At 60.6% G+C, this 12,602-nt stretch carries 9 protein-coding genes, 3 pseudogenes and 1 CRISPR repeat array (1 of these 13 only partly in view); of the genes and pseudogenes, 8 read left to right on the top strand and 4 right to left on the bottom strand.

Annotated features, from left to right (window positions below):
• Positions 1 to 338 precede the first annotated feature (338 nt).
• The 4 genes from N688_RS16130 to N688_RS16115 form a co-directional block, all read right to left on the bottom strand.
• A complete protein-coding gene (locus N688_RS16130) occupies positions 339 to 842 on the bottom strand; it encodes a PTS sugar transporter subunit IIA (RefSeq protein ID WP_052890242.1) in 504 nt (167 codons plus the stop codon).
• Between the two features lie 79 nt (positions 843 to 921).
• Positions 922 to 1,395, bottom strand: a complete 474-nt coding sequence (locus tag N688_RS16125; RefSeq protein ID WP_052890241.1) for a hypothetical protein — start codon at positions 1,393 to 1,395, stop codon at positions 922 to 924.
• Positions 1,396 to 1,604: 209 nt separating this feature from the next.
• Positions 1,605 to 3,125: a PTS galactitol transporter subunit IIC gene (locus N688_RS16120; RefSeq protein ID WP_052890240.1), complete on the bottom strand. Its 1,521-nt coding sequence runs from the start codon at positions 3,123 to 3,125 to the stop codon at positions 1,605 to 1,607.
• A 169-nt stretch (positions 3,126 to 3,294) separates the two neighbouring features.
• Positions 3,295 to 3,597 carry a PTS sugar transporter subunit IIB gene (locus N688_RS16115; protein ID WP_052890239.1) on the bottom strand — a complete coding sequence of 101 codons (303 nt, stop codon included), beginning with the start codon at positions 3,595 to 3,597 and terminating at the stop codon, positions 3,295 to 3,297.
• A gap of 529 nt (positions 3,598 to 4,126) precedes the next feature.
• Between N688_RS16115 and ispD the strand changes: the two genes are divergently transcribed.
• The 8 genes and pseudogenes from ispD to N688_RS23810 all read left to right on the top strand — a co-directional run bounded on the left by ispD (position 4,127) and on the right by N688_RS23810 (position 9,795).
• Positions 4,127 to 4,861: a 2-C-methyl-D-erythritol 4-phosphate cytidylyltransferase gene (gene ispD, locus N688_RS16110; protein WP_052890238.1), complete on the top strand. Its 735-nt coding sequence runs from the start codon at positions 4,127 to 4,129 to the stop codon at positions 4,859 to 4,861.
• Between the two features lie 232 nt (positions 4,862 to 5,093).
• A complete protein-coding gene (locus N688_RS16105; RefSeq protein WP_052890237.1) occupies positions 5,094 to 5,399 on the top strand; it encodes a hypothetical protein in 306 nt (101 codons plus the stop codon).
• A 70-nt stretch (positions 5,400 to 5,469) separates the two neighbouring features.
• Positions 5,470 to 5,919: a transcriptional regulator GutM gene (locus N688_RS16100; protein WP_052890236.1), complete on the top strand. Its 450-nt coding sequence runs from the start codon at positions 5,470 to 5,472 to the stop codon at positions 5,917 to 5,919.
• A gap of 160 nt (positions 5,920 to 6,079) precedes the next feature.
• Positions 6,080 to 6,595: pseudogene (gene srlA / locus N688_RS16095) on the top strand (PTS glucitol/sorbitol transporter subunit IIC); the annotation flags it as partial.
• A 128-nt stretch (positions 6,596 to 6,723) separates the two neighbouring features.
• Positions 6,724 to 7,248 (top strand): annotated as a pseudogene (locus N688_RS16090) (PTS glucitol/sorbitol transporter subunit IIB); the annotation flags it as partial.
• A 162-nt stretch (positions 7,249 to 7,410) separates the two neighbouring features.
• Positions 7,411 to 7,779 (top strand): annotated as a pseudogene (locus tag N688_RS16085) (PTS glucitol/sorbitol transporter subunit IIB); the annotation flags it as partial.
• Positions 7,780 to 7,963: 184 nt separating this feature from the next.
• On the top strand, positions 7,964 to 8,482 hold the full coding sequence (locus N688_RS16080) for a PTS glucitol/sorbitol transporter subunit IIA (RefSeq protein WP_052890234.1): 519 nt from the start codon (positions 7,964 to 7,966) through the stop codon (positions 8,480 to 8,482).
• Positions 8,479 to 9,795, top strand: coding sequence for an NAD(P)H-dependent oxidoreductase (locus tag N688_RS23810; RefSeq protein WP_052890233.1), 1,317 nt, complete (start codon positions 8,479 to 8,481; stop codon positions 9,793 to 9,795). The genes N688_RS16080 and N688_RS23810 overlap by 4 nt, the downstream gene beginning before the upstream one ends.
• Before the next feature lie 513 nt (positions 9,796 to 10,308).
• Positions 10,309 to 12,602: direct repeats of the CRISPR family, unit length 37 nt; unit sequence GTGGCAGGGGAGTCGATCCGCTAGAGGATACTGAAAG (it continues 1,142 nt past the right edge of the window).

The raw sequence follows: 12,602 nt of genomic DNA, 5'->3' as shown, positions 1-12,602 counted from the left end.
CTGGCCTCTCCTGCTCTGTTGCACAAATATTCAATAATGCACACATATTCAATGTACCATGCTGAAGGGCGGCTGTCAATAGGCGGGCGGCGTGAAGCGAAGCGGGAAGGGTGATGGGAGGCTGCTCTCTTCCTTCCACGCTGGGTTTGATCAAGGAAGCATCGCTCAGGTGCTGCTAGAAATTCTTCGCCATGAAGCCATTTGCCCTGCTAAAGAAGCGTCAGGGCTGATGACGTGAAGCACGGGAGAAGGCGACGAGGTGGGGAGCCGGAAGCCAGGGGGCTGCTGGAGCAGGCAGGAGCGCTGGCCTGTCTGCCTCCAGCGGGCCCGGACTCTCGCTACCCCTCGTTCACGGCAATCTGCAGCATGCTTTGCAGGCAGGCTTTGATCTCCTGGGGCGTCTGCAGGGCAACGAAGTGCTCATAGAAACCGGGCTCCTGCAGCGCACAGGTCACAGCCTGCAAAAAAGCCAGCTGTGCGTCTCCGGAGGTCAGCACGGGGAAAATAGCCAGCCGGCAGAGGTGCTGCCGGGCGGGATCATCCATCGCCTGAAACGGGAGCGCCTCGCTGAGCAGAGCCACCACCAATGCTGGCTGAATGACATGCTCGAAGTCGACGTGGGGCAGGGCCACGGCGAAATCGCCGAAGTCCAGCCCTGTCGGATACTGCCGCTCGCGCTCCAGGACGCCCTCCAGATAGCTCGGGCGCACCTGGCCGCGCTGCAGCAACTCTGCATGCACGCAGGCAAACAGCTCCTCCTTGCTTTTGACGGCCAGGTCCCACAACACCAGCACTGGCATCGTGACCCCGCTGAGCGTTAGCTCTAGCTCGATCGGTTCCATATTGCGAGTAATGCCCTCTCCTATCGTCTTCGTCGTCGTTGGCGCTTCCTTTCTTATCCTGTCTGGAAGCGATGTGGACTCATCGATCTAAAGGCCGCGCGCTCAGCGCCGTGCGGGACTGGCGGCGCTGGCGGGGCGCAGACGGCGGGCGTGGTGCTGTTGGCTGAGGTGCCAGGCGGACCAGCAGGCGGGCCAGGCCCTCCGCCGTAAAGCCCACTTCCGCGCGCAGGGCCTCGGGGGTAGCTCGCCGTATCCAGAGGCCGTGGCGGGTTGGCATAAAGCGCACGCGCGCCGCCTCCTCCTGCCAACGCGGTTCCAGGACCTCCAGCAGTTGCTGTGGTGTTCCCGGCTGCGAGGGATCGCAGAGCGGCAGCAGCTCCTGTACCCAGCGCCGCAGCTGCTGCCGCAGGCGGATCAGCCCGCGCAGACCCCAGCAGACCACGCCCATCCAGACCAGCAAGAGCAGACCAATAGGCAAGGAGTGGGTCAGATAGGCGTTTTCCAGAGCGCGCCCCAGCGGTCCCATCAAATAGTCGACCAGCACGCCGATCATCGTTGGTTAGCTTCCTTTCTTCTGCTGGCTCTCTACCCTATTGGCGTGGCCTGGCCAGGCAGGCTCTTCCTCTTAGCGGCCCACGGCCAGCCGGGCGCTCGATCGCCCTGGCTCCAACCGCAGCGCGGCGGGCCAGAGCGATCCGCCCGCTGACCGTTTAGTGAGCCTGGCCGACAGGCAGACAGACAGGCAGACAGGCAGACAGTTCTCTAGCCCTGGCCAGCGATCGCCTGGCCGCCGGCGCCCTCGGCCTCGATCCCGGCCCCGGCTTCGGCCTCTGACGCCTCTACCTCCTCGCGCACGTAGAGGGCCTTATCGTCGATGCCGGGCACATGGGAGCGGCAGTAGAGGAAGTAGATGATATAGCAGGCCACTGTGAAGGCCACCCACAGCGCCGACCAGATCAAGAAGACCGGTCCGTAGGAGCCAACCTGCTGCAGCGAGAAGAAAAAGACCAGTGCAAAAGAGATCAAATGAGCGCCCGAATCGAGGCTAGAGATGGAGATGGCCCCCTTGGGGATAGCGAAATGGGCGCCTTTAGCCAGCACCACCGTCATCGGTGCCAGGAAAGTGCCCACCGAGAGGATGCCGGCCATAAAAATCGTGGCGATGATCACCCCACGGATCACATTGCCGCGCGACCAGGTCGTGGCCCAGATCACCAGGAAGGGCAGGACCGCCAGATCGGTGAAAGGCAGCACATGGTTCAGGCCGAGGAAGCTGAGAGCGATCGCCAGGATGAGCGTGATCGGCACCATCAGCAGGGCCACCGTCATGTTATTGGCGAAGCCGATCACAATAGCGGCATCCAGGCCGATGTAGAGTTCCCGGCCCGGGAAGCGCTGGCTGATAAACGTCTGCGCGCCCTCCGAGAGCGGGACCAGGCCCTCCATCAGGATCGCCACCATGCGCGGCAGGACCAGCATCACGGCGCCCAGCGTAATACCAGTCGTCAGGATCTTGGCGAAGGACCCGCCGAAGTCGCTGCTCAGGCCTGGGAAATAGGCCAGGAGGCCGATGAGCAAGCCCAGGACCAGCCCAATGATCATCGGCTCGCCGACGATGCCGAAGCGCTCCTGAATAGTGCCTGTGTCGGCATGCAGCTTATTGAGGCCGGGGATGCGGTCGAGCAGCTTGTTCAAAACCCAGCCGACCGGCGACCAGTCGACGGTACTGCTATGCGGGAGTGAGATGCCCGGCAGGCCGTAGTAGTCCTGTACGACGGGGGCCGAAAGGTCGGCCAACTTGAGGATGAACAGCTCGGTGAGCAGGGCCAGCGCCAGGGCGATAAAGAAGTTGCCGGTGATGACGTAGACGAAGGCTGCCGTAAAGATAAAATGCCAGTAGTTCCACATGTCGATGTCGAGCGTCTTGACGAAGCGCACGACGATCAACAGCAGGTTGAGCAGGATCCCCAGAATGAAGACCCAGGGGACAACGGAGACGGTGCCGAAGGAAATGGCGGCGGCCACCGGCCAGCCGACATCGATGACGTCGAGGTGGATGCCGAGGTTGTTGACCATCGCCTGTGCCGCCGGCCCCAGCGTATTGACCAGGAGGCCGATCGCCAGGTTGATGGCGATGAAGCCAACACCGATGGTGATGGCGGCCCGCAGCGAGCGCCCAAGAGGCATGCGGAAGATCATGCACAGAATAAAGATAATGATGGGCATCATGACGCTGGGGCCAAGATTCAAGATATAGTTGATAACGGCCATAACAGCGGACATGGCTGGTTCCTCCTACCCGTAGTGAGGATGAAAAGCCGGCTCGTTGCGTACATCTTCGTTCTTGCTCGCGATGAACGCCCGTGCGCAAACCTTGCGGTGATTGTCTGCCGTTTTGCCTGCCTATCCTCTACGCACTTGCCAGGGGCCTTCCTTGTTGGAGTACCTCAGCTCAGCTGGCGCTGAGGGTCTTGAGATAGGCGGCAATCTCGTCGGCAAGCTGCTCGGCGCCCACGCCGCTGATGAGCGGCAGGCCATTAAAGACCTTGATAGGGACCTTCACAGCGACCTGGGTGGTCGAGACGATAGCGTGTGGTCGGAAGGTGGAGACTTTGCCGGCAACTTCGGCGGCTTTACACGAGGCGGTCGTGACGCTAAGACCACGGCTCTTGAGCAGGCGCTTAAGTTTGTCGGCGGCCAGGGTCGAGGTGGCGATCCCGGTGCCGCAACTGACGAGGATGCGTAGATCGGACATGGGCGGAAAAACCTCCTGGCAACTGGTCACAGCTCTGTGTAGCGCCCTCTAGCTTGCTTGCCTACTGCCGCGTAGGAGAAGCGAGGGGGCGACGACTCTGCCTTGAATGGATCAGGCAAGAAGGCTGATGCCTCAGCTGGCCTTGCCCCGCGCAACTGCAGGAGACCAGCTACTCCTCTTCTCTTGTTCTCTCCTCCTTTCAGGGTGCGCCTCTATCGTTGATAAAACAGTCCATCGATCGAATTGTAAAATAGATCCTCTGCTATAAACTGCTCCATTCCGGTTGTTTCTATGGTACCTGATGGTGACGACCGTTGTCAACCCTTGTGCATAAGTGGACAATTGTTCACTGTCGCTTGCCCGGGCAAGGAAATGCCGCTTGTGCGCGCTGGAGGGCTGGACGCTGGCTAGAGTGAGAGGTTGCGCCGGGAGGCGACTGGGCGGTTTTTCTCTATGCCGCCCGCTTGACATTCGCCAGAGGGCAAGGTATACTATGCACAAAATATCGAATGTGCACAAAGGTGAAACGGTGTTCGACCAGCGGAGTGCAGCGAAGCACGTTGTGGCCATTGTGCTGGCGGCGGGCCAGGGCAGGCGTATGGGGCTGCCGATCAACAAAATCTTCCTGCCCATTCATGGCAAGCCGGTCATCATCTACACGCTGGAAGCCTTTGAGCGCTGTCCAGTGATCGACGAGATCCTGCTTGTCGGGGCGGCTGGAGAAGAGGAGCAGCTTGCCAAGCTAGCGCAAGCGGCCCACTGTCAGAAAGTCAGGCGTATCGTCCAGGGTGGACCGACGAGGCACGCCTCCGAGCAATGTGCGCTGGAGGCCCTGCGTTCGCGCATCGAGGGTGGCGAGATCGACCTGATTCTGATCCATGATGGGGCCCGTCCCTTTGTGCTCCCCGAGCGCATCCAGGAGCTGGTCGAGGCGGCGCGTGCCTGTGGCGGAGCTATTCTGGCCATGCCGCTGCAGGAAGAGGAGCTGATTGTCGAAGTGGACGAGCAGCAGGCCATCTGTCGCCGCTTTGCGGGTCAGCGAGCCTGGCGGGCTCAGACGCCCCAGGCTTTTCGTGCGGCCTGGTTGCTGGCGGCCTACGATCGGGCGCGCCAGGACCAGTTTGAGGGGACCGACACGGCGGCCTCTCTGGAGCGTCTTGGCTATCCGGTGGCGGTGGTCGAAAGCGATCAGAGCAATCTGAAGATCACCACTGCTTACGACCTGCTGCAGGCCGAGCGGCTCTGTCGCCACTATGGTCTCTAGCCGGGTTGGAGGCCGGGTCAGGTGGCTTACCTATTTATTTCTGATGAGAAGAAGTAGCTCTGTCTAACGACGTTAGTGACACTTCGCCTTGCTGGCAATGCGTGATGGAGGGCAGGCCCTGGCCGGGCGGGCTGGGCTAGCGAGAGCGCTTTGAGCAAGCGCTTCAGCCAGAGCTGTCCTGTTCGTCTCCATCGCTGATCGATCGTCGAGGAAAGAGGGGGCGTCGCTCGCTATGATAGCCTGCCAGACTGAACTGGACTGCCTCTACTGCGGTCGTCCGACGGTGCACACGGTCTTTTATGCCTCGCTCTACATCAAGAGGATCGTCTGCCATCGTTGCGCCCACGCCGTTGAAAAGCCAGCGGCTGTCTTACTCCGCCAATATTGTCGTGATCTCCCCTGGCGTGCTACCGCCCTCGCGCGTCGCTTAAAGCATGAGGCGCAGGCCGATCCACTGCTCTTCGTCTCCAGCTTACCTCGGCGCGTGGTCAACAAACCGATCGAGCTTTCCCGCGAGCTAGCCGAGGTCTGTCTGTAGGGGCGAAGCTCATTGCAGCTCCAGACGGCCATATGCTCGCCGCGTTAGAGTATGACATCAGGAGGTTCGTATGATCGAGCAAGTTGCCCTCGCTGCCCTGGTGGCCTGGTGCCTGCAGCTGGCTCTGGCCTACTGGCAGGCGCGGCGCTTCTATCGCGACGTGAGTCGTCTGCGCCGGCTTGGGCCTTGCGCCACTGCGATGGCTGGGGGGCGTTACCGCGGGCGCACCTATGTGGTGCTTGTGGCCCATCCCAAGCGGCGTACTATTCTCGCTGCCCGGCAGCTCAGTGGCTTCACGGTCTTTGCGCGGCTCCGTCCCCTGCCCCAGGTTGAGGGGTGCCCACTTGACGAGCTTCTTGTCTTCGAGAAGCTCGGGGCCCTTGGGCTGAAGCCGCGTCTGGTTGAGGCGGTCAGGGCCGCTGCCGGCACGCTTCAAGAGACCTTCGAGCGTCAGACGGCGGAGGTGGCTAGTGGGGGGAGCGTGCTCCCGCCGCGGACGTCGCTGCAGCCGTTGGCCTGAAAGGAGGGTAATCACTCACTCGGCTCACTTGCTCAGCTCTTCTCGCTGCTGAGTAGTCCTCGCCGGCTGCTATCAGGCGCTGGCTGTGGCCTGTTGGCCTGGGTAGGAGTCTGAGAGGACAAAAGATTGTCACGATGTCCTTTTGTCTGGAGGTGACTCTGTGGAGATCGCAGCCCGTATTGCCGAGGGTTTCATCGGCATGTTCCAAAAGGGGGGCACGACCTTTGTCGGTCTGGTTACGGGTATCATCCCCCTGTTGATCGTGCTGATGACAGCCGTCAATGCTCTGGTGCGCCTCATTGGCCCCGAACGGATCGATAAGGTGGCCATGATCAGCAGTCGCAATGTGCTGCTGCGCTATCTGGTTCTGCCCTTTTTGGCCGTCTTCTTCCTGACCAACCCGATGGCCTACACGATGGGGCGTTTCCTGCCGGAGAAGCAGAAGCCGGCTTTCTATGATGCGGCGGTGTCTTTTGTCCATCCCATTCTTGGTCTCTTTCCCCATGCCAATCCGGGTGAGATCTTTGTCTGGGCTGGGATTGCGGCGGGCATTACCAAGCTTGGGTTGGGGCTAGGGGATCTGGCGATTCGCTATTTCCTGGTTGGCCTGCTGGTGATCTTTATTCGCGGGCTGGTGACGGAGCGCATCACGGCCATCATGTGGGCGCGGCGCTCGGTGCCCGAGGGCCAGAGCCAGGGTGAGGAGTCAACGTCGGCAGCCGAGGCGGCCCCTGCTGTGGAGACGGGTGGGGCGGCCTTCGCTAGCGGAGAGGAGGCGTAGTCATGCAAGTTGTGGCGCGTGGTCTGGAGGCCATTGGGCGGGCCGTTGGCAATGTGGTCGGCATCCTGTATCAGGCTGGTCGTGACACCATTGACCAGGTGATTCGCAATATTCTGCCGTTCATGGCCTTCATTAGTATGGTCATCGGCATCATTCTCTACACGGGGATTGGCAACATTATTGCTCATACCCTGTCGCCACTGGCCTCGAATATTTTCGGGCTGTTGCTGATGTCGGTGATCTGTGCCATTCCGATTCTGTCGCCGTTGCTGGGTCCTGGGGCGGTGATCGCCCAGGTTGTGGGGACGCTGCTGGGCGTAGAGATTGGCCTGGGGCATATTCCGGCGCAGTATGCGCTGCCGGCTCTCTTTGCCATTAATCCCCAGGTCGGTTGTGACTTTATCCCGGTCGGGCTGGCGCTCGGTGAGGCCGAGCCGGAGACGACTGAGATTGGAGTGCCAGCGGTTTTGATGTCGCGCCTGATCACGGGGCCGCTGGCGGTGGTCATTGCCTATCTGGCCAGCTTTGGGATGTATGCCGGCCATTAGGGCTGATTGAGTGAGTCAGTGGGTGGGGAGGGGTAGAAGGGGGGAAGGTGGTGCTGTGGCTCAGGCCGGGGGGTGACGGCGGTGGTTCCCCGAGCTTGGTTGGCCTGTTGCTTGCCTGGTCTGAGCCTGATTGTTTGAGGAGAGAGAAAGGAGTGTGCGACGATGCCTTATCGTGCTGTGAAGATTGCGCGAGGACGCGGTGGCTGGGGTGGGCCGCTGGTTGTCAAGCCCGAGCCAGGAAAGGACCTGATCTATTGTGTCACTGGTGGGGGTATTCATCCGGTGGCGCAGCGCATTGCCGAGCTGAGCGGCGGGCGGGCCTTCGATGGCTTTCGTTCGTCGGCCCCTGAGAAGCAGATTGCCTGTGTGGTGATTGACTGCGGCGGGACGGCGCGCATCGGGGTTTATCCGATGAAGAAGATTCTGACCATCGATGTGAAGCCCAGTTCGCCCTCGGGGCCGCTGATGAAGTTCATCACGGAGCAGCTCTTTGTGTCGGGGGTGCGCCCTGAGGATGTGACGCTGCTTGAGGAGTCTTGATGGCGGGTGGCTGGTTGGGTCTCGCTCCCGTTGGCGCTGACTGGTGCTCTTTGGGCTGCTGGCGGGGTGGAGTCAGTCAGCGCCGGGGTGGGCGGGGTCAGGCGGGCGCTGAGTTGTCTAGAGGGCAGGCGGCTGTTGTGATCGCTTGCTCAAGGAGGGAGGAGGAGAGACGGTCATGTCTCTGCTGCGTTTCAACCACTTTCCGGGGGCGGGAATGGCGGGCGCCGAGGGGTCGGGGATTGCAGGGGAGGGAATGGAGCTGGGTGCGGGGAGGCGGGTTTTGCTCAAGTATCGGGCGATGATTGAGGAGATTGGGCCGCAGGTGCCGGAGTTCCTGCCGCATGGCATCTTGATTTTCTTTGGTCCGCAGGCGCCGGCGGAGTTGCGTGAGGTCTCGCTTGTCCATACGGGGGCGGCTTTGCAGGGGGTGATCGAGGTGGGCGACTGGCTCTGTTTCCGGGAGCCGTCTGGTGAAGGCGGGGAGGTGGGCCGGGTGCTCGCGTACCGGGTGACGGCGGTTGGCGAGGTGGCCAGTGCCAATCTGGCCGAGCTGGGTCATCTGGTGGTGCATTTCGATGGCGCAGCGGAGGCGGCACTGCCTGGGACGATCTCGGTGGCGCCGGCTCTGCTCCATCTGCCCCCGGTGGGAACCATTCTGGAATTGCTCAGACTGGAGGATTGCCACGAGCTATGAATCTGGTTGCGGAACTTGAGGCGCGTGAGCGCGAGGGGCGTCCGATCCGTGTGGGGCTGGTGGGGGTTGGTCAGATGGGGGCGGGTCTGATTGCCCAGGTGAGTCAGATGCAGGGCATGGAGGTTGTGGCGGCTGCCGATATTGAGACGGAGCGAGCTGTGGCTGCCTTCCGCGCCTGTGGCTACAGTGAGGAGGAGGTGCTGCTTTTGCCGCCAGGGGCCAGCAGCCGCGAGGCCGATGCGGCGGTGCGGGCTGGCAAGCGGGTGGTGACGGCGCGGGCGACGTTGGTCCCTGATATTGCCTCGCTGGATGCTGTGGTGGAGGCGACAGGGGTGCCTGCTGTGGGGGCGCTCGTCGCCTATCGGACGATTCTGGCGCGTCGCCATATCGTTATGCTCAATGTGGAGACCGATGCTACGATCGGCTATTTGCTGAAGCGTATGGCCGATGCGGCAGGCGTGGTCTATACGACTTCGGCAGGCGATGAGCCAGGGGCGATTTTGGAGTTGTACGATTTTGCTCGCTCGCTCGGCTTTGAGATTGTGGCGGCTGGTAAGGGGAAAAATAATCCGCTGGATCGCAGTGCGACGCCGGAGCAGTTGGCTGAGCAGGCGCGGAGCCGGCATATGAGTCCGCATATGCTGACCTCGTTTGTCGATGGGACGAAGACGATGGTGGAGATGACGGCGGTGGCCAATGCGACGGGGTTGGTGCCGGATGTGAGTGGGATGCATGGGCCGCAGGCGACGCCGGAGACGCTGGCGCAGGTTTTTTGTCCGCGCGAGGATGGGGGAATTCTGGGACGGCGGGGGGTGGTTGATTATGCGCTGGGAAGCGTGGCGCCGGGGGTCTTTCTGGTGATTACGACTCAGCAGCCGAAGGTGATTGAGGATTTGCGCTATTTGCGCCTGGGCGAGGGGCCATACTGGGCGCTCTATCGTCCGTATCATCTGGCTAATCTGGAGACGCCGCGTTCGATTGCTCAGGCGGTGTTGTATCGACAGGCGACGCTGGCGCCAGCGGGGCCACCGGTGGCGGAGACGACGGCGGTGGCGAAGCGCGACCTGCAGGCGGGTGAGGTGTTGGAGGGGTTGGGGGGAACGTCTCTCTATGGCAATATTGAGCGGGTTGAGGTGGCGCGGGCGCAGCAGATGCTGCCGTTGGGGTTGACGGCGCGGGCGCGGGTGCGCCGTCCGGTGGCGCGTGGTCAGACGTTGACGTACGATGATGTGGAGCTGGATGCCCATTCCTTTATAGTGCAGGCGCGGCGGATGCAGGATGCGCTGATTTACGATGGGGAGCCGCCGCTGTAGCTGAGGCGAGAGGCCCGGTGTCAAGTCAAGGGGGATACGGTGGATGCACCTCTGATGCTGTTTGCCGTTGATGGCTGGACTGGATTGGATCGGACCGAACTAGCTGAGCGGGGACAGATGAGAGCGGATGGCCTGGCTCTCTGCTGTCCCCGCCTTCGTTGTGGCTGGGGGAGTGGGGTGGGGGAAGGGGAAGAGATCAGGGGGGACGTGGAAAGGCCCTTTTGAGGGGCTGATTCGAAACTCTCCGAGAGCACTCCCGAAATGCGGTCAGATTCTGACCGCATTTCCCTGTGATCGCGCATCTTCTGCTCTTTTTGTGATTGAAAGTATGATGATGCTTTCTCGAAACTCGCCCCTTGCGGCTTGCAAAAAACGAGTTTCGAGAAAGGTCGTGATACGATAGATTCTTGACGGCTGGAGGAGGGAAAAACGAGGCTCTCAGATGCCAAAAATGGGGCCTCGTTCGTTATAGAATAGGTGAGAAGTATCCCCGATGCTCCTCCGCCGGCTGCGGTGGCAGGGGAGTCGATCCGCTAGAGGATACTGAAAGTACGACTCAACCTGGCAGGACTTCTTTGGGTCGCTCGTGGCAGGGGAGTCGATCCGCTAGAGGATACTGAAAGCGACGAGCAGCTCAGCTGTGGGCTTGCTGCTTAGGACGTGGCAGGGGAGTCGATCCGCTAGAGGATACTGAAAGTACGTGATCCTCAAGCGGAAATCTATCGGGAGGACATAGTGGCAGGGGAGTCGATCCGCTAGAGGATACTGAAAGCTTTCATATTGTCGTACGTGGAGGCACTGGTATCACCGGTGGCAGGGGAGTCGATCCGCTAGAGGATACTGAAAGTCAGACAACGACAAGACAGGGCATGGCAAACAAGAGTGGCAGGGGAGTCGATCCGCTAGAGGATACTGAAAGCGGCGTACAGCATTCGTTACCTGACAGGTCAGGTGAGTGGCAGGGGAGTCGATCCGCTAGAGGATACTGAAAGTTGATGAGTATCGCCGTACCCCGCAGAAGCATAATCGTGGCAGGGGAGTCGATCCGCTAGAGGATACTGAAAGAGAGCGGCAGGTACGGCTCATTCAGGCGCCGGAGCCGTGGCAGGGGAGTCGATCCGCTAGAGGATACTGAAAGTGTCAGCGCTTTGGGGCGGTATGACCGGATGCCGCTGGTGGCAGGGGAGTCGATCCGCTAGAGGATACTGAAAGCCTTCATATGTAAAGTACTTTATGTCCACCCCCTTCGTGGCAGGGGAGTCGATCCGCTAGAGGATACTGAAAGGGATGACGTCTTGCCGATGAGACGGAGTTTTTCGGTGGTGGCAGGGGAGTCGATCCGCTAGAGGATACTGAAAGTCTCAGGGGGTGCGAAGGGACAAGATAACGTAGCATGTGGCAGGGGAGTCGATCCGCTAGAGGATACTGAAAGATGCCGCGCGGATGGCCGCGCGTGCGTTGGGAGGCTGCGTGGCAGGGGAGTCGATCCGCTAGAGGATACTGAAAGATCGCAGGGGGATATCGGCGCCGGTGGCAGAAGTGGCCCCGTGGCAGGGGAGTCGATCCGCTAGAGGATACTGAAAGGATCGAGAGAGAGCTGATCAAGCAGCAGGGACTGTAGCAAGTGGCAGGGGAGTCGATCCGCTAGAGGATACTGAAAGGGACGCGGCTGAGCTGCTCACCGGGCAAACAACAAAGTGGCAGGGGAGTCGATCCGCTAGAGGATACTGAAAGTGTCAGCGCTTTGGGGCGGTATGACCGGATGCCGCTGGTGGCAGGGGAGTCGATCCGCTAGAGGATACTGAAAGCAGAAATGTGCGCTTGAGTCTGATCAAGCGCGTAGAAAGGTGGCAGGGGAGTCGATCCGCTAGAGGATACTGAAAGGCATCAGAAATCACGGTGATCTCGCGCGAGAGCCGTTCTTGAGTGGCAGGGGAGTCGATCCGCTAGAGGATACTGAAAGGGTCAAAGAGGGGGCCACTCATGGTACGCCAGGCGAGAGTGGCAGGGGAGTCGATCCGCTAGAGGATACTGAAAGAGCGTTTTGCCCCTCGTTTTGAGCGCTGGCAAAACCGTGGCAGGGGAGTCGATCCGCTAGAGGATACTGAAAGGCGGTCTATAGACCCGTCCGAATTGATATGCTGAGCGTGGCAGGGGAGTCGATCCGCTAGAGGATACTGAAAGAACCAGAGGGGAAAGAGGAGAAAGAACAGACACGCGAGTGGCAGGGGAGTCGATCCGCTAGAGGATACTGAAAGGGCTTTGAATAGCCTTGCGTTCCTTGACGATCTGCCCAGTGGCAGGGGAGTCGATCCGCTAGAGGATACTGAAAGGCATTGGCGGCAATGATAATGCGGGCGGCGGTCATGGTGGCAGGGGAGTCGATCCGCTAGAGGATACTGAAAGGGCCGAGCGCATTGCCACCAAAAGCACGCTCTAACCAGTGGCAGGGGAGTCGATCCGCTAGAGGATACTGAAAGAGTCGAGGCTATCGACAAAAAATCAACGGCTCCAAAGTGGCAGGGGAGTCGATCCGCTAGAGGATACTGAAAGATAGTGTGTATCGACTGCTAGAGCATGTCGATGACGGTGGCAGGGGAGTCGATCCGCTAGAGGATACTGAAAGGTGTCAGCGCCGACCTGAACGTATGCCGGGTGTAAGTGGCAGGGGAGTCGATCCGCTAGAGGATACTGAAAGTTTGAATTGCTGAGCTGCCGTGTGCTCTTGCGACCAGGTGGCAGGGGAGTCGATCCGCTAGAGGATACTGAAAGTTTTTTGGGGCGCTACTTTCAATCGCACGCGCGAG

It is taken from the genome of Thermogemmatispora carboxidivorans (assembly GCF_000702505.1).
GTDB lineage: Bacteria > Chloroflexota > Ktedonobacteria > Ktedonobacterales > Ktedonobacteraceae > Thermogemmatispora > Thermogemmatispora carboxidivorans.
The sequence above is the reverse complement of the archived record's forward strand: the minus strand, read 5'-3'. Positions and strand labels throughout refer to the sequence as shown.

Bases quoted from the DNA above. Each gene is read 5' to 3' on its own strand.
- N688_RS16130 (WP_052890242.1), bottom strand. From the start codon at position 842: ATGGAACCGATCGAGCTAGAGCTAACGCTCAGCGGGGTCACGATGCCA.
- N688_RS16125 (WP_052890241.1), bottom strand. From the start codon at position 1,395: ATGATCGGCGTGCTGGTCGACTATTTGATGGGACCGCTGGGGCGCGCT.
- N688_RS16120 (WP_052890240.1), bottom strand. From the start codon at position 3,125: ATGTCCGCTGTTATGGCCGTTATCAACTATATCTTGAATCTTGGCCCC.
- N688_RS16115 (WP_052890239.1), bottom strand. From the start codon at position 3,597: ATGTCCGATCTACGCATCCTCGTCAGTTGCGGCACCGGGATCGCCACC.
- N688_RS16105 (WP_052890237.1), top strand. From the start codon at position 5,094: ATGATAGCCTGCCAGACTGAACTGGACTGCCTCTACTGCGGTCGTCCG.
- N688_RS16100 (WP_052890236.1), top strand. From the start codon at position 5,470: ATGATCGAGCAAGTTGCCCTCGCTGCCCTGGTGGCCTGGTGCCTGCAG.
- N688_RS16080 (WP_052890234.1), top strand. From the start codon at position 7,964: ATGTCTCTGCTGCGTTTCAACCACTTTCCGGGGGCGGGAATGGCGGGC.
- N688_RS23810 (WP_052890233.1), top strand. From the start codon at position 8,479: ATGAATCTGGTTGCGGAACTTGAGGCGCGTGAGCGCGAGGGGCGTCCG.